We start from the raw sequence: 21,073 nt of genomic DNA on the forward strand, positions 1-21,073 counted from the left end.
CGCTCTCAGGACGATCAGGGAGTCCGAGGAGCCAGGACCCACACGATCAACTGGCCGTCCTCCGCGGTGTAAACGACGCGACAGTCGCCGACCCGGAGCCGCCAACGCGCGCTATGCCCTTGAAGGGCCTTGGTGTCGAACGCCGCAGTGTCCCCTGTGTCCATCGCCTTTTGCAGCTCGGTAAGGCGATACCCTTCCACACCTTCGGACTCCGCCTCGTCGGCCAGCCGGTTGAGCCATGCCTCTTCGGCATCTTCTGCGATCTGCCGCAGACGCTGGTACTCATCGATGTCGATGACGACGGCCTCTTGCTTGCCACGCCGCGTGATAATCGTCGGGGTTTCATCCCGGCGAGCGCGATCGATGACATCCGCGAGGTGGTTGCGGACCTCAGCCATGGACTCGACCACCGGATCGCTCATGTTATACGCGTAATGCGCGACGAATTGGGTCACACGCCTGGCCGAGTCCGCGCTCTTCTCGCCTCCGGAGCGGCGGCCCGGCGAACCGGCCGAAAGTACGATTCTCAGGCGCCGTGAACCCTGCTTTCGCCCGGTGCCGTTCCCCGGGCGGGCACGCAGGATGAGGCCCCATGCCACGCGAAGATTTCCCCTGGGAACCGGATCCCCAAGGCCCGACCAGCCACCCCGGCCACCGTCTCCCCCACGACGGACCCCCTACCGCCTCCCCCGATCAGCCCCAGACCGCCGCGCCCGCGTCCGGCCGGCCCCAGACTGCTGGGCTCTCCTCCAGCAGGCCCCGAGTCATCGCGCTCGACGTGCTGCGCGGGTTCGCACTGTGCGAGATCCTGCTCGCCAACATCCAGCTCATGGCCAACGGCAGCTCCGCCGTCGTGGCGCAACCCATGGGCGACTGGGACCCCTGGCTCGGGCTCCCGATCTTCTCCCTGCTGTTCGGCATCGGGTTCTCGCTGCTGCTGGACTCCGCCGCGAGCCGCGTCCCCCGCCCACGGCTGGTCCTGCTGCGCCGGCTTCTGGCGCTGCTCGCGATCGGCCTGGTGCATCTGCTGCTGTGGCCGGGCGAGATCCTGACCTCCTACGCCATCGTCGGCTTAGTGGTGCTGCTGCCCTCGACCTGGCTGCCGCGGTGGGCCGTGGCAGTCCTCGCCCCCGTGCTCGTGGGTGTGGCGCTGATCTTCGGCGGAGGCGGGTCCCTGCTGATCGCCGGGCTGTTCCTGCTGGGTTCGGCGCTGGTCCGATACGGGGTCATCGACCAGATCGAGCGGTCCGCCCGAGGGCCGGCCCTGCTGGGCCTGGTCTTCGCGGCGGGCACGGCGTCTGCCCTGTGGGTCAAGGCCAACGTGCCAACCGGGGCGGACTCGATGCAGCCGTCTTTCACGTCCAGCCTGGCCGATCTGCTGCTCGCCGGCGTGTACGTGTGCGCTGTGCTGGTCCTGCTCAGAACACCGCTGCGACCCGTGCTGCAGGCCCTCTTCGCGCCGCTGGGCCGGATGGCACTGACCAACTATCTGACCGCCACACTCCTCGTCCTGGCGGCCAGTCATCTCCTCGGCCTGCCGATCGGCCGATCCTCGCAGGCGGCGTTCCTGGCCGCGGGAGTCATCATCACCGCCCAGTGGCTGTTCGCCACCCTCTGGCTACGCCGCTACCGCCAGGGCCCCATCGAGTGGCTCTGGCGCTGGGCCACCTGGGCCCGCCGCCCGCCCCTCAGCCGGGCGGCCAGGACGTGATGAGCTCGGGGCCTCAGTGGCCGCAGTCGTAAGTTCTTCGGGGGCTTTTGACGGGGTTCGACTGCCGATATGCCGCTGGTATGCGATCAGGCATTGGTGATGTGAAGGTCGCAGATGCCCTAGGCAATGCCGTTGACCAGACCTGGTCTTCGTACTCACCAGTGATGGCCACACTGGTGGCTGCGCTCCAGCGGTGAGCGGATCCGCTGTAGCCGCAGCCGCATCAGCGGCAGGGTACGCCCCGAGCAGTTCGCTCGTACTCGACGGGCGGGCGAGCGGGCAACGACGCTCGCCCGGCAACTCGACGCCGGCCACGCTCTTCGTCATGACCGGGTGAGGAGTCGGGTCCCCACCGCGTCGGCGACCGCGAGGTGGCGGCGGCGGCTCGGCATCATCATGGTCGGGTGAGAGATGCTCCAGGCCGCGCTAGCGCAGATCATCTCCTTGATGCGGGCGGCGGTCCGGCCCGTGATGACGGTGGACGTGACCTGATCGTCGGGGGTCACACGCTGGATGATTCCATCGCGGCGTCCGAGGCTGATGCACTGCAAGGAGTAGCCGATCGTGGTCTCGGGAACCTTGCGACCGGTCAAGCGCGCGGCGATGACGTCGGCTGCCAGCCACGCCATCGGGTTTGCCGAGGCGCAGGACATCCGCAGCGGCTTGCCACCCGCTCCTTCGGCGAGCGCGGCGTCGCCGACGGCGTACACATCGGGGTGCGAGACCGATCGCATGCTCGCGTCGACGACGATCCGGCCGCTGTCGGACACCTCAAGCGTGGTGGCGGCCGCGATCGGGTGCACGGTGAAACCCGCGGTCCACACGGTCACCTGGGCCCGGATCTTTCTGCCTGCACCCGTGACCACGCCGTCCGCTTCGACGCGCGTGATGTCGGCATGGTCGTGGACCGTGATGCCGAGCCGGTCCAAGGCGCCACGCAAGTGGCGCTGGGCCTTGTCGCTGAGCCAGCCGCCGACGCGGCCGCGGGCGGCGATCGCGACCTCAAGGTCCGGGTGGGCTTCGGCGATCTCGGTGGCTGCCTCCATGCCGGTCAGGCCGCCGCCCACGATCAGCAGGGTCCCACCGGGCTTCATCTCACTCAGGCGCGCCCGCAGCCGGAGAGCGGCCTGCTTGCCGGCCACGTTGTAGGCGTGCTCTGCGACACCGGGGACGCTCTGATCGGCGATGGCGCTGCCCAGGGCGTACACGAGGGTGTCATAGGCGAGGGTCTCACCGCCGAGATCGACGGTCTTGCCTTCCACATCGACAGCGCTGACCCGCGCGGTCCGGACCTGTACGCCGGTGCCCGCGTAGAGGTTCTGCCAGTTCCGTGTACGTCCGGATCGCAGGCAACGGCATTCCTGACGCGCGCAGGACGATACACGTCGTCAGCCACCGCGCGTCCTCCTCGCTGTAGAGCCACCAAGTGGGCGGTGACCGGGCTCGCCGAAAACACCCCGCTCGTGGTCGCCGCGGACGACATCGGCGTGACCCTGGTCAACCCGAGGAGGACAGCCGACCGGCCCTGGACTCCAGGTAGCGTTGCTCGGCGATGCTGGCGGTGGCCTTCGCGGCGCGCCGGTAGTGCTCGTACGCTCCCGCCATGTCCCCGGTCTTCTCCAGCAGATGCGCCCGTACGGACAGCAGCCGGTGATGTCCGGCCATCCGCTCGTCACCGTCCAATGTGGACAGCAGGGCCAGCCCGGCCGACGGGCCCTCGGTCTCGGCGAGCGCGATCGCCCGGTTGAGGGTGACCATCGGGTTGGGCGCGATCCGTTCCAGAATCAGGTAGAGCGCGTGCACCTGCGGCCAGTTGGTCTCCTCGGCCGTGGCCGCGTCGGCGTGCGTGGCGGCGATGGCGGCCTGCAACTGGTAGGGCCCCAGCGCCGGGCCGGCCAGCGACGCCTTGACCAGCTCCATGCCCTCGTCGATCAGGCCACGGTCCCACTTCGTGCGGTCCTGCTCGTCCAGCGGCACCAGGCCGCCGGCCGCCGTCGTCCGTGCCTCCCGGCGGGCGTCGGTCAGCAGCATCAGCGCGAGCAGCCCGGTCACCTCGCCGTCCTCGGGCAGCTGCGCGTGCACCATCCTGGTCAGCCGGATCGCCTCGTGCGCGAGGTCGGCGCGGTGCAACTCGCTGCCCGACGAGGCGGTGTAGCCCTCGTTGAAGATCAGGTAGAGCACGTGCAGGACGACCCGGAGCCGCTCCTCGCGCTCCGCGCCGACCGGCAGGCTGAACGAGCTGCCGGCGGCCTTGATGCGCTGCTTGGCCCGGCTGATCCTGGCCCCCATCGTGGCCTCCGGCACCAGGAACGCGCGGGCGATCTCAGCAGTGGTCAGGCCGCCGACCGCCCGCAGCGTCAGGGCGATCTGGGAGGCCGCGGTCAGCGTCGGATGGCAGCACAGGAACAGCACAACGAACGTGTCGTCGGTGTCCGGTATATCCTCGGGCACCACCTCGGTGACCGTCGCCGACTCCCGCTCGCGGCGCGCGTGGTCGCTGCGCATCTGGTCGATGAGCCGCCGGGACGCGACAGTCATCAGCCAGCCGCGCGGGTTGTCCGGCACTCCCTCGGCCGGCCACTGCACGGTGGCGGCGAGGACGGCCTCCTGCACGGCGTCCTCACACCCCTCGAACTGGCCGTGCCGGCGTACCAACGCGCCGAGGACCTGCGGCGTGAGCTCACGCAGCAGGCCCTCGATGGCTGGTGCCGTCATGCCTCCAATTGTCCGTCAGCGAACATCACCTGCCGCACCTCGACCCCCAGACCCTCGATGCGGGTGTCCGGGATCTGCGTAGCCAGCTCGATCGCCCGCTCCTTGTTCTCGCAGTCGATCAGGTAGAAGCCGCCCAGATACTCCTTCGACTCCAGGAAAGGGCCGTCGGTCACCACCGGCTGGCCGTTGCGTACGGACACGACAGCGGCCTGTGACGGGTCGACCAGCGCCTGCGTGAGGATCAGCTCGCCGGACCTCTTCAGCTCCTCGATGAACTTGCCGTGGCCGTCGCCGATCGCCGCCTTCTCCTCTTCGGTCAGCGCGTCCAGCACGGCCGGGTTGATGTGCAGGCTGATCAGGAACTTCATCGCGTACTCCTCGTGACTCACGAGCCCCGGCTGGGCTCTTCCACCGGTGGGTCGGAGCCGCCGCCGTCGTCTTGACATCCGCCAGCCAGAACTCTCGCACGACTCCTCGCCGTCGCATCGGCCGGCCCGGGAGGTCGTCATTCCTGGTGACGGTGCGAGAGGCGAGAAATTTCCTTCCGTACCGATGTCAAGAAGCTCTCGGCCGCTCCGACCAACCGGCGAAACATCGAGAGAACAGGGAGTTTTCGATATGCGCGTCAACCGGGCATGGCTGGGACTGGGCGTCCTGCTGCTGCCGACCTTGCTCGTCGCGATGGACATGACGGCGTTGCTGCTCGCGCTCCCGCAGCTGAGCGCCGACCTGGGCGCCACCAACGTCCAGCAGCTGTGGATCAGTGACGGCTACGGATTCATGGTGGCCGGCCTGGTCATCACGATGGGTACGCTCGGCGACCGGATCGGCCGCAGGCGGCTGCTGATGATCGGCGGGGCGGCGTTCGCGGTGCTGTCGGTCGTGGCCGCCTTCGCGGTCAGTCCGCTGATGCTGATCGTCGCGCGTGCGCTGCTGGGCGTCGCGGGCGCGACCCTGATGCCGTCCACACTCGCCTTGATCACCAACATGTTCCGGGACGAACGGCAGCGCGGGCAGGCCATCGCGATCTGGGCGACCTGCCAGTTCACCGGCGGCGCGCTCGGGCCCGTACTCGCCGGATTCCTGCTCCAGTACTTCTGGTGGGGATCGGTGTTCCTGGTCGCCGTGCCGGCGATGGCGTTGCTGCTGGTCGCCGGGCCGGTCCTGCTGCCGGAGTTCCGCAGCGACCAGGCCGGCCGGCTCGACCCGGCCAGCGTCGGACTGTCGCTCGCGGCGGTGCTCCTGATCGTCTACGGAATCAAGCAGCTGACCGTCGAGAGCGCGCCCGTCGTGCCGGCGGTGGCGCTCGTCGTCGGCGCGGTCATCGGGTTCCTGTTCGTACGCCGGCAACTGCGGCTGGACAAGCCGCTGCTGGACCTGCGGCTGTTCCGCAACCGCCCGTTCACGGCCGTACTCGTGGCGCTGGTCTTCGCCGGCATCGCCATGGCCGGTACGGGGCCTGCTGGTGACCCAGTACCTGCAGAGCGTGCTGGGCTTCTCGCCCGTCGCGTCGGCGATGCTGTTCGCGCCCATGGGCCTGGGCGTGGCGGTCGGCACCATGGCCGCGCCGGCGCTGGCCCGCCGGATCAAGCAGACGACCGCGATCGCCGGCGGGCTGGTGGGGTCGGCGCTGGGAAGCCTGCTGCTGGTCGGCGTCGGCGGTGCGAGCGCCCTGCCGCTGGTGATGATCGGCATCACCGTACTGGCGCTGGGCACCGGCCCGCTGTTCGCGCTGGGCACGGGGCTGGTCGTCGCGTCCGTACCGCCGGAGCGCGCCGGCTCGGCCGCGTCGATGTCGGAGACCGGCAACTACTTCGGCGGTTCGCTCGGCTTCGCGCTGCTCGGCGTAGTGGCCGCGGTGGTCTACCGCAGCGGGATGGACGGCACGTCTGACTCGCTGGCCGGCGCGATCGCCGCAAGCCGGCGCCTTCCCGCCGACCAGGGCGCGGAACTGCTGCATGCCGCGCGGGAGGCGTTCACCGCCAGCCTGCACGTCACCGGCGTCGTGGCCGCGGTCATCTTCGCCGGGTTGGCCGTACTGGTCCTGACCATGCGCCCGGCAACCCGCACCGCCCCGGCCGTGCTCCCCGACTACGACGCGACCCGCTCATAGGGCCCCGCCGACCCGGCGCTGTGGTGGCGACGTCAGAACGTCTCAGCTCGAGGTGCCCGAACCGGAGCCGGTGACGTCGTCCCCCGGCTCGGGCAGGTCGAAGAAGCTCCAGTACGTGTGGGTTCCGGTCGGGTCCGCGAGGTTCATCGCGGGTTCAGTCCTGCCGGGAGGAAGGGCGCGGTGTACGTGAGCCTTCTGCCGATCACTGCCGGCAGTCCGGCACGGATCCACAGGACGAGGGCGAGCGGTGCCCGAGCCGTTCTGCTGATGCAGGGCAGTAGTCAGCCCAGGTCCTGCTCGTTAGCCGTGCTGGCCGGGCTGGTAGTTGCCGGCGGGCTGCTGGGTGATGACGTTGAGGCGGTTGGCGGCGTTGATGAGGGCGATCAGGGACACCAGGGCGGCGAGTTGGTCCTCGTCGTAGTGCTTGGCGGCGTTCGCCCAGACCTCGTCGCTGACGCCACCGGCCGCGTCGGCGATGCGGGTGCCCTGCTCGGCCAGCTCCAGGGCGGCACGCTCGGCCTCGGTGAACACCGTGGCCTCCCGCCAGGCCGCGACCAGGTTGAGGCGGACGGGGCTCTCCCCGGCGTGCGCGGCGTCCTTGGTGTGCATGTCGATGCAGACGGCGCAGCCGTTGATCTGGCTGACGCGGAGCATCACCAGTTCGCGCGTCGTGGCCGGCAGCGTCGAGTCCGCGAGCGCTTTGCCCGCCGCGATGACGTGCTTCAGGGACTTGCCTGCGGTCGGGTTGCCGAGGAGGTTCAAGCGGGCATCCATGGTGCACTCCTTTGCCGTTGTGGCTGGTCGACCACGAGATGCCGGTGACCCGATCCTTGTGACAGCCGGGCCTGCGTGACGTGCGCCACAGGCAGACGACCGGCACTCCTGCCCTGGCTTTGATGAGGGAACCTCCCTTACGGAGGGCGACGCGGTGGTGTTGATCATGGTTGGACCACGCTTTTTGCCGTCGTCTGTCACAAATCGGCAGGGCGCGGCATCTTGTGGGTGACACAGCCGAGAGCGAACAGACAGGAGCCATGCATGGCCAGCGTTGCGGACAACGCCGAAGGTCACGGCGGGGACACGAGCGAGAAAGCCCGCCCCGACCTCGCTACCCAGGCGTTCGTCGCCCACCGCAACCTGCTCTTCACGGTCGCCTACGAGATGCTCGGCTCGGCCGCCGACGCCGAGGACGTCCTGCAGGAGACCTGGCTGCGGTGGGCTGACGTCGATCACGCCACGGTGCTGGACCAGCGCGCGTACCTGGTCAAGATCACCACCCGGCAGGCACTCATGCGGCTGCGTACGCTCGGCCGCCGCAAGGAGTCCTACGTCGGCCCCTGGCTGCCCGAGCCGCTGCTGACCGCGCCCGACGTGGCCGAGGACGTCGAGCTGGCCGACAGCGTCTCGATGGCCATGCTGCTGGTGCTGGAGACGCTCACGCCGACCGAGCGGGCGGTGTTCGTGCTGCGTGAGGTGTTCGATCTGGACTACAACGAGATCGCCGAGGCCGTCGGCAAGAGCTCGGCCGCGGTCCGCCAGATCGCCCACCGGGCGCGGTCCCACGTCGCGGCGCGCCGGCCGCGCGGGGCCGTCTCCCCGGCCGAGACCCGAGGCGCATTCGAGGCGTTCCAACGGGCGGTCCAAACGGGCGATCTTCAGAGCCTGCTCGACATCCTCGCGCCGGACGTCGTCGCCTTGAGTGACGGTGGCGGAATCAAGCAGGCCCTGCCGCGGCCGATCGTCGGAGCCGACAAGGTGGCTCGCGTGTTCACCGCCGGCCTCAACAAGGTCGGCGCCGCGATGTCGTTCGAGCCGGTGCAGGTCAACGGCGGACCGGCTCTGCTCGTCCGGCTCGACGGGGAGATCGACGGTGTCATGGCGATGCGGATCGAGGACGGCTTGATCACCGGGCTCTACTACGTGCGCAATCCCGAGAAGCTGTCGCGTGTGGAGCGGGAGACGGCGATGGGCCGCTGAGTCTCAGGGCGTGCCACCGTACACGGAAAGCGTCTTCGCGAAGTCTGGCATAGATCGTCGCATCCCTCGCGTCCTTGCTTGGTGACATGGCGAGGAGGGCCGGTGGATCCAGAACGCGAGGCCGACTTCCAGAGGTTCGTGGTCGAACGCTCGGGAGCGCTGTTCCGTGCTGCCTACCTGCTGACCGGCGACCGGCACTCCGCCGAGGACCTGGTGCAGTCGGCGCTGGCCAAGACCGCGGCCAACTGGCGGCGCCTGCGCGATCCCGGGGCCGTGGAGGGGTACGTGCGCCGTGCCATTTACCACGAACAGGTGAGCTGGTGGCGGCGTCGTTCGCGGGCGGCCGAGATCTCCACGGAGCACCTGCCCGACCACGGCGACGTAGGGCATGCCGACGCGGCGGACATGCGGCTGGCGATGCGGGCGGCTCTGGGCCGGTTGACGCCCCGCCAACGCGCCGTTCTCGTGCTGCGCTACTTCGAGGACCTCTCGGAGACCGAGATCGCCGCCGTCCTCGGCATCCGGGTGGGGTCGGTACGCAGCCAGATCTATCGCTCACTCGAACGGCTGAAGAAGGTCGCGCCGGAGCTCGACGCCATGAAGGAGCTGCGATGAACATCGAGGATCTGCTGCGCGAGACGCTCCACGACATGGCGGGTGACGAGGAGCCGCCGCCGCCCGACCGGTTCCTGTCCAGGATCACGACGACGTCGACGCGCCCCAGTCGCCTCATCCCGCTGGTGACGGCGGCCGCTGTCGTCGTGTTGGTGGTCGTCTCCACTCTGGTGATCCAGCAGGTCCTCCCCCGCGAGAGCCGACCGCCGGAGCCGGCCGACAGACCGGCCCCAGCCCCGGCACCGGTGGAGAAGTTGTGGCCGGGCGCGGTGCACTCGCTGCCGAGGGCGCTGCGCAACGGACTGAGCTTCCGGCCCGAGTTGTTCATCGACGCGCGAACGCTGCTGGTCAGGACGGGCAAGGGCAACAGCGCGGACCCGGCCGTCCTGTGGACGTACGACGTGGCGTCCGGGCAGGCACGTCGGCTGGTCGCGCCGACGCCACCGGCCCGGACGGACTACACCTCTCCCGTCGTCACCGGCAGCGGCCGGCTGGTCTGGTACACGGTGTCCTGGGGGAAGGTCAAAGGCGCGCTGGACATCTGGGCGGCACCCGTCGGCGGAGGAACGGCACACAAGGTCACCACCATCCGACAGACCATGAAATACGGGGACATCGACGTGCTGTCCGTCGCGGGCGACAAGGTCGTCTGGTCGCGCAGCATCGAGGGCGGCGTCTACGAGGCACCGCTGTCGGGCGGCAAGCCCCGTTTCGTCCCCAGCACGGAACGACTCCATCTGCTCCAATGGCCCTGGGCGGCTCGCGCCAGCCGCGTCGAGGGCGATTTGTCGGACTCGCGTCCCTCGTTCGCGCGCCTGGTCAACGTCCTCAACGGAGAGGAGCGTACGGCAAGCGACCGCCCCAGAGTGTGCTCCCTCACCTGGTGCGTGGACAGGCGCTCGGAGCGTGCCCGCCGTCGCGACGGCTCGGGCGACCACCGGCTGCCGGCCCAGGCCCCCTTGTCCGTGGTCCCGGCTCTCGACCGGTTCCTCCTGCTCCGGCCGAGGGGCCGGGTCGGCACGGAAGGCCGTCTCTACCTGCACGACCTCGCCACCCGCCGCACAGGCGACCTCGGCGTCCGATTCGAGAACGGCACCAAGGCCTCTGCCGACATCATGAACGCCACCTACATGGACCACCGCACGGTGTACCTGCTCACCTACCCCCTGAAGGGCAGGCAGATGGTCATCAACCTCACGGCCATCCGGTGACCTTCCCAGGCGTGAGCCGGAATGGGTCCGGCTGGTCTCGCGCGCTGCTTCTAAGGCGATTTGTCGGTCCGCAGGAGGATGATGTAGCCACCACCAACTCCTAGCTACCGGAAAGTGACCATGGCCGTCCCCGTCCGGGACTCCGGGTCGATCTTCTCTACATCACACGTGATCGCGTTCCGTCGACTCCGACGTGGCTCCCGGATCGAGCTCGCTACCTCATCACGTGGGAACACGTAGCCCAGGCCGTCGAGACCGCTTGGAGAGGGGTGGATGGCCCTGACGGACTGCACGCCGCACGATTTGCCGATCGGATCCGAGAAGAGCTCATGGCCGGCAAATCTTGGACGGTCGAGCCGACGACTTCCGCTCCGTTCTCCGTGATCAGCTCGTCCGCAGAGCCGCCAGTGGAGACCTACGTGCTGATCACGTACGACGATGGGTATGGACTCCGGCTCGATGAACACCTCCCGGTTGGGATGCCACGCGGGTTCATGGCGAGCACCGTACTGATGGTCGCCGACATAATCAGCGGCACCGCCTCATTCCACCGGATCGGTGCGCAGGAAGGCAGGCCGCTCGCCCCGCCATTCCGAGGCGTCCATGACGTTGAGGGCCCCGGCGATGGTGCGCTCCTCATAGCTGAAGTGCGATTCCACGATCGCGCGCAGGCCGTCCAACTCCCCGCGAACCCGCCGAGCCTCCTGGGGGTCCGCGCCGGTCTCCGGCGTCAGGCCCTCGACCAGCTCGCGTATCCTGCGCAGGATGCCGGCGACCAGGTGGTGGTCCTCGCGGAGTTTGTCCAGCACAGGTGCCAGCTCCGGGTGGCGCGCGGCCAGGGCGGGGAACGCGCCGTCGTCCTCGCCGGTGTGGTGCCGTTCCAGCGCGGTGCAGAAGGTCAGGCAGTGCGTTCGCAGCCCCCTCGGTGGGGTGCCGCCGTCGGGATAGGCGTCCACGTCGTCGCTGAGGCGGGCGAGCTCCTCACGGAGCCAGTCATGCACGTCCAGCAGTTGGTCGCCGAACGCCGCCAAGCGGGCGTCCGGCCGGTCGAATTTCTCCATGGCCGCCCTATCCTCGGGGCTGATCGCTCCCGCGGTCAAAACGCCGGGCGTCTGCAACACGGCGGAGGACGCCGGACACTTACCGATGTGTCCGGCACCTTCAGCTAGGAGATCCTGTGACACAACGAGATCGCTTCGAGGCGGTCTATGACGCCTATTACCCGGCGATACACCAGTACGCGGCCCGGCGTACCAGCTCCCCCGACGACACCGCCGACATCATCTCCGAGACGTTCCTCACCGCCTGGCGGCGCATCGGCGACGTTCCCGAGGGTGACAGGGCCCTGTTATGGCTGTACGGCGTGGCCCGGCGCGTGCTGGCCAATCAACGGCGCAGTGCGACCCGGAGGGCGGTGCTCGTCGACCGGCTGCGGGACGAGCTGGCCGCGGGCCGGCCGGTGACGCCGGTCGATCTGGAGCATGTACAGACCGCATTCGACGCCCTGCCCGGGCGGGATCGCGAGGTGCTGGCGCTGGCGTGCTGGGAGGGGCTGACCAGCGAGGAGATCGCCGAAGTCGTGGGCTGTACGCGGATAGCCGCGCGGTCCCGCCTGCACCGTGCCCGTAAGAGGCTGGCGGCGCTGCTGGAGCGGCGGCCGTCGTCGACGATCGCGATGGGGGAAGCATGAACGACATCGACAGACTGGTGAAGGCCCTCGACCTCGCACCGCACCCGCCGGCGCAGGGGCCCGCCGCCCGCGAGCTCCGTACCGCGATCATGGAAACGCCGCAGGCGCGCGGCCGGTCGTCCTGGTTCCGCCGGGGAGGAGTCCGGCTGCCGGTTCTGATCTCGGCGGTCGCGGCGGCGGCGGTCGCCATCGCCGTCGGCGTCGGTCTGCCATCCCGTGGTCCGGCGACGGAATACGCCAACGCGGCCGTCTCCATTGCCAGGGGGGACGAGTATTTCAGCGTCACCATCACCGATCCCGCGGCCGACCATCGACGGTTCGAGGAGGCGTTCCGCGCGGTCGGGCTCAAGGTGCGGGTGAAGGTCGTCCCGGTGGCGCCCGAGCACGTGGGCATGCTGCTCGGGCCGATCGTCCCCGGGGGTTTCAAGGGGCCGGGAAGCGTGGGGGTGCACGAGATGACGCCGTGCGCGTCGGCGTTCTGCGGCAAGGTCTGGCTGCCCGCGAATCTCTCCCAGCTGGTCGTGTTCGGCGTCGGCCGGCCCGCCAGGGCGGGCGAGACCTACGCGGAGGCCGATCTCTACGATCCGTCCGGTGAGGAGGCGCTGAAGGGCTACACCACGCGCGGCAAAACCGTCGCCGCCGTACGGGACGAGCTGCGCCGGCGGGAGCTCAAGGTCGCCTATCGCCTGCTGTGGGTCACTGAGGACAACGGATTCTTCGACGAGGTCGTCTCCGCCGGCCGGGTCAAGGACGACTGGATCGTCAACGGCACCCGCTTCCGCAGCTCCGACACCGTCGACGTCTACATCGATCCCGGTCCGGGCGCCGGGCCCATGCCCGACTCGCGAGAGGTCGCCAGGCCGGAGTGGTACGACGGCCTGACCGACTGACAGACGCATCTCGGAGGGCGGCCGGCGGACGCGCCTTTTCACAAACCACCGCGAAAGCCGCGAATCCCTGTGATAGTTGATCACCGCATGGTTTCCGAAAACCAGAAGGGACTCGATACGTGCGATCGTTCAACCGTGTGATGGCGATCACGGTCTCGGCGGCGACGGCGTTATCGGTGGTGATCGCGGCACCCGCGGCCGCCGCGCAGGAACTGGTGGTCAACGGTACGTTCGCGAGCGGCACCGCGCCGTGGTGGGCGTCGGCGAACACGTCGATGGCCGTGGACGCCGGCCGGCTGCGCGTCGACGTGGCGGGCGGCACCGCCAACCCGTGGGACGCCATGATCGGGCAGAACGACATCCCCCTGGCCGAGGGGAAGTCGTACACCCTGTCGTTCGACGCCTCGGCTTCTGCCCAGGTCACGGCGGTCACCACCGTGCAGCTCGCGGACTCCCCGTACACGAACACCCTGACCAAGGCGATCTCGCTCACCACGGCGAGCAAGCGCTTCAGCTTCCCCTTCACCTCCAGCCTGAGCACGTCGGCGGGGCAGGTTTCGTTCCAGCTCGGCAAGAACGCCGGGTTCAGCTTCTTCGTGGACAACGTCTCGCTGACCGAGACGACCACGCAGCCGGGGTCCGGGCCGGTGGCGATGACCAGCGGCTTCTACGTCGATCCCGACTCCAACCCGGCGGTCTGGGTGCGGAACAACTCCGGTGACTCGCGGGCGGCGCGCATCGAGTCGGCCATCTCGTCCAAGCCGATGGCCCGGTGGTTCGGCGGCTGGAGCGGTGACATCCGCGCCGCGGTCTCCAACTACGTGGCCGCCGCGGACTCCGCCGACAAGCTGCCTGTCCTTGTGGCGTACAACATCCCGGGCCGCGACGCGTGCGGCGAGCACTCCGGGGGCGGGGCCGGCAGCGAGTCGGCGTACAAGACGTGGATCTCCGCGTTCGCGGACGGGATCGGCAACCGGCCGGCGGTCGTCATCATCGAGCCCGATTCGCTCGGCGACTTCGGCTGCATGGACGGGACCGAGATCGAGGCACGCAACCGCATGCTGACGTACGCCACCGAGCAGTTCCGCGACAAGACCCCCAACACGTGGGCCTACCTCGACGCGGCCAACGCGGGCTGGGTGGCGGCCGACAAGATGGCGGCGCGGCTGAAGGACGCGGGCGTCGGCAACGTCCGCGGCTTCGCGGTGAACGTCTCCAACTACTACACGACCAGCCAGTCGGCCACGTACGCCTCGTCGGTCAACGCCTCCCTCGGCGGCGGCGCGAAGTGGGTGATCGACACCAGCCGCAACGGCAACGGCTCCAACGGCGAGTGGTGCAACCCGGCCGGCCGCAAGCTCGGCACCACCACGCAGCTGGGTGGGGCCGACGGCACGGAGATGCTGCTGTGGGTGAAGGTCCCCGGTGACTCCGACGGCAACTGCGGCATCGCCCGGGACACGCCTGCCGGGCAGTTCAGCCCGGCCATCGCCGTCCGCCTGATCGACGGCACCTGACGACCCGGCCGCGGGCCTCGGAGAGCCGCGCTCTCTCCGAGGCCCGCCGCCGTCAGCCCGTACGCAGCTTCTCCGCCGGAATGGTCTGGCGGGTGATGGTGGGGCTGGACCAGTGGAGCTGGGCGATGGCGTCGTAGCCGTTGTCGTAGAACTCCATCTTGATGTCATGCGCTCCGGCGGTCAGAGCGATCTGGCCGCTGTCGTCGCGCTTGGAGTGGTCCGTCCAGTTGTCCACGACGAGCGTGCCGTCCACCCAGAGCCGGACGCCGTCGTCGCTGGTGGTGATGAACGTGTACGTCTCGGCGCGGTCGGCGATCACCTTGCCGGTCCAGCGCACGCTGAACGTGTCGGGGGACACGGCGGGGTCGGGGGCATTCAAGCCCCAGTCGAAGTTCACCTGGGGGTCGACCCGGGTGAGCTTGGGCGCGGTCAGGTCGGCGTTGTCGAAGTACGTGGCCGTCAGGCCCTGCTCCTCGAGGACCAGGGTCGTGACCGAGCGCGCGGGCAGCGTGAGCGTGCCCTTGCCCCCGGCGACGTCGACCGTGCCCGTGCGGTGCGGGGCCCACGCGTCGCCGGTGCTCTGCCAGATCGCGGCCGTCCCCGCCGTCAGGCCGGTGAGCGTCAGTGAGGTGTCCAGCGGCTCTGCGCCCACGTTGACGAGGACGACGTTCTTGGCCGCGTCGGAGGCGAACACGTGCAGGAGGCCACTGTCGGCGCGTGCCTCCACCATGGTCTTGCCGAACGGCCTGAACAGGCCCTCGCCGGTGAACATGCCGATGCCGTGGTACATGGGCAGCGGCTCGTTGCGCGGCACACCGCCTTCGCCCCTCTCGCTGGTCAGACCGAGCTGGCCGTTCTTGTCGCCGTACTGGTAGGCGGCGCCTCCCGCGTGCAGGATCTGGCCGAGCGCCGCCGCGCCCCACAGCGTGTTGAAATGGGTCAGCGTACGGTGGCCGTCGGTGTCCTGGTGGTCGGAGTTGAACTCGCCGATCTGGATGTCGATGTCGCGGCCGAGCACGGACCTGGCGAGGGCGCGCACCTCGTTCATCTCGGTCTCGTAGGCGCGGATGACGTCGCCGAGCAGGTATTCGTCGGTGACCTCCTCGTCGCCGTTGCCGTAGTCGTGGTAGTCGAGGAAGTCGACGCGATCCCGCGAGCCCTCCAGGAACGTCTTGATGTAGGGCAGGTCGTTCCAGGCCGTGGCGGGGCCGCCGACCTGCACCGCCGAGTCGACGGCGTCGAGGGCGTCGGTGATCATGTTGAATCGCCGGCTGTACTCGGCCGCCGACATTTCCGGCTTTTCCGGGTGGCAGGCGCAGTTGAGCTCGTTGCCGACGATGAACCTGCGCACCGGCGTCCCGGAGGCCGCGAAGTGCCGGTAGAGCGCCACCGCGTCGTCGCGGTTCACCTCGGCGCTCACGCGGCCGTCCACCTGGAGGATGACGACCGGCTCGGCGCCCAGGTCACGGATGGCCGCGATCCACGCGTCGGCTGAGACGGTCGTGTCGCACTTCCAGCCGCCGCAGATGATCGGGCTGGCGTAGTTGCCCGGCTCCTGGTAGTGGAGCTCTATGCGCATCCGGCCCGGCTTCAGGTTCCGCAGGAGCTCGCGGTGCCGGGGGGCGTTCGTGATGTACGAGCCTTCGCCGTACCCCGTGATGCCGATCCCGTAGTCGGTGGCGGACAGCGTACGCACCGGCTTGGTGAAATCGACCGAGACGGTGGCGGACGCCGCCGCCTCGGCCGGCGCCCCCACCGGCCAGATCGCCACGGCGGCTGCCAGGCCACCCGCCAGAGCGGCCCGCAGCGCACGCCGAGCTAATGCAGTCATCGTTCTCCTGTCAGAAGGATCCGGAAGATCCCATGGATCATGACAGAGCCGGATGACGGCGGGGTGAACGTTCCGTCAGGCGCGCTCGGCTTCGCAGGATCCCCGCGACGGCCGACGGGGGCAGCGGCGCGCCGTCCGCACGGCCGAGGAGGCCGGTGCCGGAGCCGGCGAGCAGCGGTACCGCCGGTCGTCCGGCCGCCAGCCCGGCCGCCGACGAGAGCACCACCATGCCGGTCGGATGACCGCTTGACGGGTATGATCTCCTGATCCGTCGATCGAAGGGGTGGCCGGTGCGGCGAGGCGCGTGGCGTGGGCCGGTCGCGCTGGTGTCCGGGCTGGTCCTGGCGGCGGCCTACGTGGCGGGGCACTACCTGGCCATGCGGTACGCCGTGGAGCAGGCGACCTTCATGGCGACGGCGGGCTCAGAGGTGATGGGCGCGACCCCGGACGACGACGGCTTGGCCGAGGACATGCGCGACGTGCGCGGAGACCGCGAGATGCTGGTCTTCCTCGTCGGCCTCGCCGCGATCTCCGTGACTTGCGGCGGCATCCCGCTGCCCAGGCTGAAGGGTCCGGCCAGGTTCGCAGTGGCGGCGCTGGCGTGGATCGGCTGGGCGTTCTACCCGGTCGCCGCTGTGCTGACGTTCTTCAAGTGGGCGTTGCTCTTGGTGGGAGACGGCGGCGCCACCGGCTTCCCCCACTATTACGCCGCGTGGCTGCCGCGCCTGCTGCTCCTCGTGGTCGGCGCCGCGGCGCTGCAGGCGACAGGCCTCGTCATGGCCGGTCGCACGTCCGCCGACCAGGCCCGCGAGTCGCCGGCCGGCTGAGGGCGGCGGCGTTCCACCGGACGTGAAGCGCCGTTTCAGGGCCCGCGAATTGTCGGTGACCCTCGCCATGATGGATCTATGACCGAGACGCCCCCCTTCACCGTCCTGGCCGACGACACGGCCTACGCCGAGGCCGTGCAGCTGGCCGTCGACTCCGCGGCGGCCTACTACGCCGACGGCACCTCCACGATCGACGACGACGCCTATGACCGGCTGGTCCGCGGCATCCAGGCGTACGAGGAGGCCCACCCCGAGGCGGTGCTGCCGTCCTCGCCGACCGGCAAGGTGGCCGCCGGGGCCGTGGTGGGCGACGTGCCGCACACGGTGCCGATGCTGAGCCTGGACAACGTGTTCGGCGCCGAGCAGCTCGCCGACTGGGTGGCCGGGCTGGAGCGGAGGATCGGGCGGCCGGTCACGGCGTGGAGCGTGGAGCCCAAGCTCGACGGGCTGGCGATCTCGGCCCGCTACCGGCACGGCCGGCTGACGCAGCTGGTCACCCGCGGTGACGGCACCGCGGGCGAGGACGTCTCACACGCCATCGGCACCGTCGTCGGCCTCCCCGACCGGCTGGCGGACGCGGTCACGGTGGAGCTTCGGGGCGAGGTCATGATGACCACGTCGCAGTTCGAGGAGGCCTGTGCCAAGCGGCAGGCGCACGACGGCACCACGTTCGCCAATCCGCGCAGCGCCGCCGCGGGCACGCTGCGCACGCGTGAGCGGCCGTACGTGTGTGAGCTGACGTTCTTCGGCTACGGTGTCGTGCCGCCGCCCGACGACGACTCCGAGCTGGCCACACGCCTGCGCGAGCTGCCGCACAGCGAGATCATGCGCTGGGTGGCCGCGCAGGGCGTGCAGACCACGGCCGCCACGCCCGTGGCGGGGATCGTGGCCGAGACGCTGGAGCGGGTGCAGGAGCGCATCGGGGAGATCGCCGCCACCCGTCCCGAGCTGCCGTTCGGCATCGACGGCATCGTGATCAAGTGCGATCTGGCGGCCGACCAGGCGGAGGCCGGATTCAGCTCGCGGGCGCCGCGCTGGGCCATCGCGTACAAGCTGCCCGCCACCGAGAAGATCACAAAGCTGATCGGCGTGGAGTGGAACACCGGCCGCACCGGCGTCATCGCGCCGCGCGCGGTGCTGGAGCCGGTCAAGCTCGACGGCAGCACCGTCACATATGCCACCTTGCACAACGTCGCCGACATCACCCGCCGCGGCCTGATGCTGGGCGACAGCGTGACCGTCTACAAGGCGGGCGACGTGATCCCCCGCGTGGAGGCGCCGGTCGTGCACCTGCGCACCGGCGATGAGCAGCCGATTCCGATCCCGCAGGTCTGTCCGGCGTGCGGGGACGCCATCGACAGGTCGCAGGAGCGCTGGCGGTGCGTACGCGGCCGCGGCTGCCAGGCGATCGCGTCCATCATCTACGCGGTCGGCCGCGACCAGCTCGACATCGAGGGCCTGGCGGAAAACCGCATCAAGCAGATGCTCGACGCCGGCCTGATCACCGACTTCGCCGACCTGTTCTTCCTCACCCGCGAGCAACTGCTCGACCTGGAGCGCATGGGCGAGACCAGCACAGACAACCTGCTCGCCGCCATCGAGCAGGCCAAGGCCCGGCCGCTGAGCAGGGTGTTCGCGGCGCTCGGCGTCCGCGGCACCGGCCGCTCCATGAGCCGCCGCATCGCCCGCCACTTCGCCACGATGGACGCCATCCGCGCGGCCGGCGCCGAGGCGATCCAGCAGGTGGAGGGCATCGGCCCGGAGAAGGCGCCGGTCGTGGTGGCCGAGCTGATCGAGCTCGCCCCGCTCATCGACAAGCTGGTCCAGGCGGGGGTCAACATGACCGAGCCCGGTGCCACGCCGCCCGCCGAGGGAGATCCGGTGCTGAGCGGGCTGCCGTTGGCGTCGATGTCGGTGGTGGTCACCGGCGCGATGACCGGCCCGTTGGCGACGCTGTCGCGCAACGAGGTCAACGAGCTGATCGAACGCGCCGGCGGCAAGGCGTCCTCCAGCGTGTCGGCCAAGACGTCGCTGCTGGTGGCGGGAGAGAAGGCCGGCTCCAAGCGGGCCAAGGCCGAGACTCTGGGGGTTCGGATCGTGAGCCCGGAGGAGTTCGCCGCCGAGGTCAGCGCGTTCCTCTGAAAGAGAGGCGTCTGGGGCGGTCCTGCCTGGCGGCAGAGTATTCACAGGGTGAGTCCGTTTTGCCGGGATGGTCGGCACATCCCCAAACATGCCGAAGACCCCTCGGCCCCCGCCATCGCCGCGAAGCGATTGAAGAATCTTCACAAATACCGGCCGGGCAGATCTCTGCTCCGTAGGTGGAAGGGCGGCGGATGTCCCCCTAGGCTTTCCATCCCCCCTAGGAGATGGAGCCGCCTCATGTCGCAATTGGCCGGTGCTCGCCCGCAGGTGCATCACCTCAAGATCACACTGCAGGACATCCGGCCGGCGGTGTGGCGGCGGCTGCAGGTTTCCTCCGAGATGACGCTGGGCGAGTTGAGCGACGTTCTGCAGGGCGCCTTCGCGTGGGAGGGCGAGCACCTGCACAAATTCATCGGCGCCACTGTCGAGTACGTGCCGAAGATGTTGCTGCGGGACGATCCGCTGCTCGGGTTCGGGCCGCCTCTGGTCCACGAGGATTCCGTGCGGCTGGTCCAGGTCGCGCCGCGGCGCGGTGCGGTCCTGGACTACGTCTACGACCTGGGTGGCGAATGGCGGCATCGGGTCGAGGTGGAGGAGATCACCGAGGCGGAGCCGGACACGCGTTACCCGGTCTGTACGGAGGGTCGCGGTGCCGCGCCTGAAGAGGATTCCCACGAATACACGCCAGCCACGTTCACCGAAAACGATCGGGAGGCGCTCAATCGGTGGTTCCGGCATAAGGGTGCGCGGCTGGGGCGTGACTTGCCTGTCTCGGTCAAGGAGATCGATCGGGTGTTCGCGGCGTTGTTTCCCTGGCTCGTCCAAGGGGAGGGCGAGGATCGGGTGCTGCGCGCGCGGAGGGTCGCATCGATCGAGGAGCTGGGTGAGCAGGCCGCCGCCTCCGAGCTGGTACGGCGGGCGGTTGCCCTGGCCGACTGGGTGGGTTCCGGCGGCGGGCGGGCCGTGACGCCGAGCAGGGTGTTGCGGCCGGACGACGCCGTGCAGGCGGTGGATGAGCTTGGGCTGGACGAGTTCCTCCTGCCGGCGCTGCCGGAGATCGAGGTTCCGTCTGGGGATGGGGTTCCGCGGCCGGAGAGGAAGCTCCGCAGTGCCAAGGATCTGCCTGCGCTGCATGGTCTGTGGTGCGCGGCGGTGGAGAGCGGACTCATCGAGATCCGCGGGTCCAAGGCGGTCGCCGGGGATGCCGTGCGTACGTGGGAAGACGAGCCTTTGGAGACGTGGGCGCGGCTGCTGGCGGAGCTGATGCGCGCTCGCGTACAGGCTGAGCAGGAGGATCGTTCCTACTACGGGCGGCAGGCGCCTCAGGAGGTGGTGTTCCCGATCACCGCCGAGATCCTGGACGAGCTGGCGGAACGACCGCTGCCCGTGCTGCTTCCCGCCCTGCCCATCGCCGCGGCCACGGGGGATGTGACGGGCCTCTACGGGCTCAGCGGGAGTCTGCTCGGCGCCGTGCATGCCGCGATGGGCGACTGGGCGCTGGCCGGGGTGATCGAGCGGACCGACCAAGCCGTTGCTCCCAGCCTCCTGGAGCCCACGGTGAAAGACCTGGTCGCGGGCTTCTGGCGGGAGGATGATCCGTCGGCCGATCGGGGATCTGGTGTGCAGGGGTTCCTCGGGGGGATTCCGCGACAGGCGCTCGATGCCGTGTACGGGAGCCAGGTCGTCCGTCTCTCCTCGCTGGGCGCGTACGGCGTGCGCAGGCTGCTGGCCGCGCACGGCTGGGCCGTGACCACCGTTTAGCGCTTGCGTTTCTTGCCGTGTCCGGTACGGCGGCCGCGGGCGCCGGGGCGCGGGCCTTCGGCGAAGCGGTGGC

General features: G+C 69.6%; 18 protein-coding genes and 1 pseudogene. 12 read left to right on the forward strand and 7 right to left on the reverse strand.

The features are described from left to right. Positions 1 to 14 precede the first annotated feature (14 nt). Positions 15 to 422, reverse strand: a complete 408-nt coding sequence (locus ID574_RS39370) for a type II toxin-antitoxin system prevent-host-death family antitoxin (protein ID WP_223167547.1) — start codon at positions 420 to 422, stop codon at positions 15 to 17. Positions 423 to 592: 170 nt separating this feature from the next. Here ID574_RS39370 and ID574_RS39375 point away from each other — a divergent pair, with 170 nt between their 5' ends. Continuing rightward, positions 593 to 1,711, forward strand: coding sequence for a DUF418 domain-containing protein (locus tag ID574_RS39375; protein ID WP_188194124.1), 1,119 nt, complete (start codon positions 593 to 595; stop codon positions 1,709 to 1,711). 323 nt (positions 1,712 to 2,034) lie between these two features. Here ID574_RS39375 and ID574_RS39380 read toward each other — a convergent pair whose 3' ends face one another. The 3 genes from ID574_RS39380 to ID574_RS39390 all read right to left on the reverse strand — a co-directional run bounded on the left by ID574_RS39380 (position 2,035) and on the right by ID574_RS39390 (position 4,794). Next, the gene (locus tag ID574_RS39380) at positions 2,035 to 3,060 is read right to left on the reverse strand and encodes an NAD(P)/FAD-dependent oxidoreductase (RefSeq protein WP_188194349.1); all 1,026 of its coding nucleotides are present in this window, start codon (positions 3,058 to 3,060) and stop codon (positions 2,035 to 2,037) included. Positions 3,061 to 3,208: 148 nt separating this feature from the next. Continuing rightward, positions 3,209 to 4,426 carry an RNA polymerase sigma factor gene (locus ID574_RS39385; protein WP_188194125.1) on the reverse strand — a complete coding sequence of 406 codons (1,218 nt, stop codon included), beginning with the start codon at positions 4,424 to 4,426 and terminating at the stop codon, positions 3,209 to 3,211. Beyond that, complete coding sequence (locus ID574_RS39390) at positions 4,423 to 4,794, reverse strand: YciI family protein (protein WP_188194126.1); 372 nt, start codon at positions 4,792 to 4,794, stop codon at positions 4,423 to 4,425. The genes ID574_RS39385 and ID574_RS39390 overlap by 4 nt, the downstream gene beginning before the upstream one ends. Before the next feature lie 319 nt (positions 4,795 to 5,113). Between ID574_RS39390 and ID574_RS61955 the strand changes: the two are divergent. Both ID574_RS61955 and ID574_RS61960 read left to right on the forward strand, forming a co-directional pair. Further along, positions 5,114 to 5,815: pseudogene (locus ID574_RS61955) on the forward strand (MFS transporter); the annotation flags it as partial. A gap of 76 nt (positions 5,816 to 5,891) precedes the next feature. Next, positions 5,892 to 6,539: an MFS transporter gene (locus ID574_RS61960; RefSeq protein WP_262496104.1), complete on the forward strand. Its 648-nt coding sequence runs from the start codon at positions 5,892 to 5,894 to the stop codon at positions 6,537 to 6,539. 300 nt (positions 6,540 to 6,839) lie between these two features. On the opposite strand, the gene ID574_RS39400 is transcribed toward ID574_RS61960, so the two are convergent. After that, positions 6,840 to 7,313 carry a carboxymuconolactone decarboxylase family protein gene (locus ID574_RS39400; RefSeq protein ID WP_188194127.1) on the reverse strand — a complete coding sequence of 158 codons (474 nt, stop codon included), beginning with the start codon at positions 7,311 to 7,313 and terminating at the stop codon, positions 6,840 to 6,842. A gap of 264 nt (positions 7,314 to 7,577) precedes the next feature. Between ID574_RS39400 and ID574_RS39405 the strand changes: the two genes are divergently transcribed. The 3 genes from ID574_RS39405 (at position 7,578) to ID574_RS39415 (ending at position 10,342) form a co-directional block, all read left to right on the forward strand. Then, positions 7,578 to 8,516: an RNA polymerase sigma-70 factor gene (locus ID574_RS39405; RefSeq protein WP_188194128.1), complete on the forward strand. Its 939-nt coding sequence runs from the start codon at positions 7,578 to 7,580 to the stop codon at positions 8,514 to 8,516. A 102-nt stretch (positions 8,517 to 8,618) separates the two neighbouring features. Continuing rightward, positions 8,619 to 9,131, forward strand: a complete 513-nt coding sequence (locus ID574_RS39410) for a SigE family RNA polymerase sigma factor (RefSeq protein WP_188194129.1) — start codon at positions 8,619 to 8,621, stop codon at positions 9,129 to 9,131. Then, positions 9,128 to 10,342 (forward strand): TolB family protein, encoded by a 1,215-nt coding sequence (locus tag ID574_RS39415; protein WP_188194130.1) that lies wholly within the window; start codon positions 9,128 to 9,130, stop codon positions 10,340 to 10,342. Before ID574_RS39410 ends, ID574_RS39415 begins: the two co-directional genes overlap by 4 nt. A gap of 542 nt (positions 10,343 to 10,884) precedes the next feature. On the opposite strand, the gene ID574_RS39420 is transcribed toward ID574_RS39415, so the two are convergent. Further along, the gene (locus ID574_RS39420) at positions 10,885 to 11,403 is read right to left on the reverse strand and encodes a hemerythrin domain-containing protein (protein WP_188194131.1); all 519 of its coding nucleotides are present in this window, start codon (positions 11,401 to 11,403) and stop codon (positions 10,885 to 10,887) included. A gap of 116 nt (positions 11,404 to 11,519) precedes the next feature. Between ID574_RS39420 and ID574_RS39425 the strand changes: the two genes are divergently transcribed. The 3 genes from ID574_RS39425 to ID574_RS39435 all read left to right on the forward strand — a co-directional run bounded on the left by ID574_RS39425 (position 11,520) and on the right by ID574_RS39435 (position 14,439). Next, positions 11,520 to 12,032 carry an RNA polymerase sigma factor gene (locus ID574_RS39425; protein ID WP_188194132.1) on the forward strand — a complete coding sequence of 171 codons (513 nt, stop codon included), beginning with the start codon at positions 11,520 to 11,522 and terminating at the stop codon, positions 12,030 to 12,032. Further along, on the forward strand, positions 12,029 to 12,922 hold the full coding sequence (locus tag ID574_RS39430) for a hypothetical protein (protein WP_188194133.1): 894 nt from the start codon (positions 12,029 to 12,031) through the stop codon (positions 12,920 to 12,922). The genes ID574_RS39425 and ID574_RS39430 overlap by 4 nt, the downstream gene beginning before the upstream one ends. Before the next feature lie 119 nt (positions 12,923 to 13,041). Then, entirely contained in the window at positions 13,042 to 14,439 is a 1,398-nt protein-coding gene (locus tag ID574_RS39435; RefSeq protein WP_223167548.1) for a glycoside hydrolase family 6 protein, read from the forward strand. A gap of 52 nt (positions 14,440 to 14,491) precedes the next feature. On the opposite strand, the gene ID574_RS39440 is transcribed toward ID574_RS39435, so the two are convergent. Beyond that, positions 14,492 to 16,270 carry a PA14 domain-containing protein gene (locus tag ID574_RS39440; protein ID WP_188194134.1) on the reverse strand — a complete coding sequence of 593 codons (1,779 nt, stop codon included), beginning with the start codon at positions 16,268 to 16,270 and terminating at the stop codon, positions 14,492 to 14,494. 290 nt (positions 16,271 to 16,560) lie between these two features. Here ID574_RS39440 and ID574_RS39445 point away from each other — a divergent pair, with 290 nt between their 5' ends. The 3 genes from ID574_RS39445 to ID574_RS39455 all read left to right on the forward strand — a co-directional run bounded on the left by ID574_RS39445 (position 16,561) and on the right by ID574_RS39455 (position 21,000). Then, positions 16,561 to 17,097: a hypothetical protein gene (locus tag ID574_RS39445; RefSeq protein WP_188194135.1), complete on the forward strand. Its 537-nt coding sequence runs from the start codon at positions 16,561 to 16,563 to the stop codon at positions 17,095 to 17,097. Positions 17,098 to 17,175: 78 nt separating this feature from the next. Then, positions 17,176 to 19,239 (forward strand): NAD-dependent DNA ligase LigA, encoded by a 2,064-nt coding sequence (gene ligA, locus ID574_RS39450; RefSeq protein ID WP_188194136.1) that lies wholly within the window; start codon positions 17,176 to 17,178, stop codon positions 19,237 to 19,239. Positions 19,240 to 19,476: 237 nt separating this feature from the next. Beyond that, positions 19,477 to 21,000, forward strand: coding sequence for a plasmid pRiA4b ORF-3 family protein (locus ID574_RS39455; RefSeq protein ID WP_188194137.1), 1,524 nt, complete (start codon positions 19,477 to 19,479; stop codon positions 20,998 to 21,000). Positions 21,001 to 21,073: the final 73 nt, after the last annotated feature.

The organism is Nonomuraea sp. SYSU D8015 (genome assembly GCF_008065375.1).
GTDB lineage: Bacteria > Actinomycetota > Actinomycetes > Streptosporangiales > Streptosporangiaceae > Nonomuraea.

Excerpts from the sequence above, each read along its gene's own strand:
- ID574_RS39370 (WP_223167547.1), bottom strand. The coding sequence starts at position 422 with ATGAGCGATCCGGTGGTCGAGTCCATGGCTGAGGTCCGCAACCACCTC.
- ID574_RS39430 (WP_188194133.1), top strand. The coding sequence starts at position 12,029 with ATGAACGACATCGACAGACTGGTGAAGGCCCTCGACCTCGCACCGCAC.
- ID574_RS39385 (WP_188194125.1), bottom strand. The coding sequence starts at position 4,426 with ATGACGGCACCAGCCATCGAGGGCCTGCTGCGTGAGCTCACGCCGCAG.
- ID574_RS39455 (WP_188194137.1), top strand. The coding sequence starts at position 19,477 with ATGTCGCAATTGGCCGGTGCTCGCCCGCAGGTGCATCACCTCAAGATC.
- ID574_RS39415 (WP_188194130.1), top strand. The coding sequence starts at position 9,128 with ATGAACATCGAGGATCTGCTGCGCGAGACGCTCCACGACATGGCGGGT.
- ID574_RS39375 (WP_188194124.1), top strand. The coding sequence starts at position 593 with ATGCCACGCGAAGATTTCCCCTGGGAACCGGATCCCCAAGGCCCGACC.
- ID574_RS39405 (WP_188194128.1), top strand. The coding sequence starts at position 7,578 with ATGGCCAGCGTTGCGGACAACGCCGAAGGTCACGGCGGGGACACGAGC.
- ID574_RS39390 (WP_188194126.1), bottom strand. The coding sequence starts at position 4,794 with ATGAAGTTCCTGATCAGCCTGCACATCAACCCGGCCGTGCTGGACGCG.
- ID574_RS39420 (WP_188194131.1), bottom strand. The coding sequence starts at position 11,403 with ATGGAGAAATTCGACCGGCCGGACGCCCGCTTGGCGGCGTTCGGCGAC.
- ID574_RS39440 (WP_188194134.1), bottom strand. The coding sequence starts at position 16,270 with ATGACTGCATTAGCTCGGCGTGCGCTGCGGGCCGCTCTGGCGGGTGGC.
- ID574_RS39400 (WP_188194127.1), bottom strand. The coding sequence starts at position 7,313 with ATGGATGCCCGCTTGAACCTCCTCGGCAACCCGACCGCAGGCAAGTCC.
- ligA (WP_188194136.1), top strand. The coding sequence starts at position 17,176 with ATGACCGAGACGCCCCCCTTCACCGTCCTGGCCGACGACACGGCCTAC.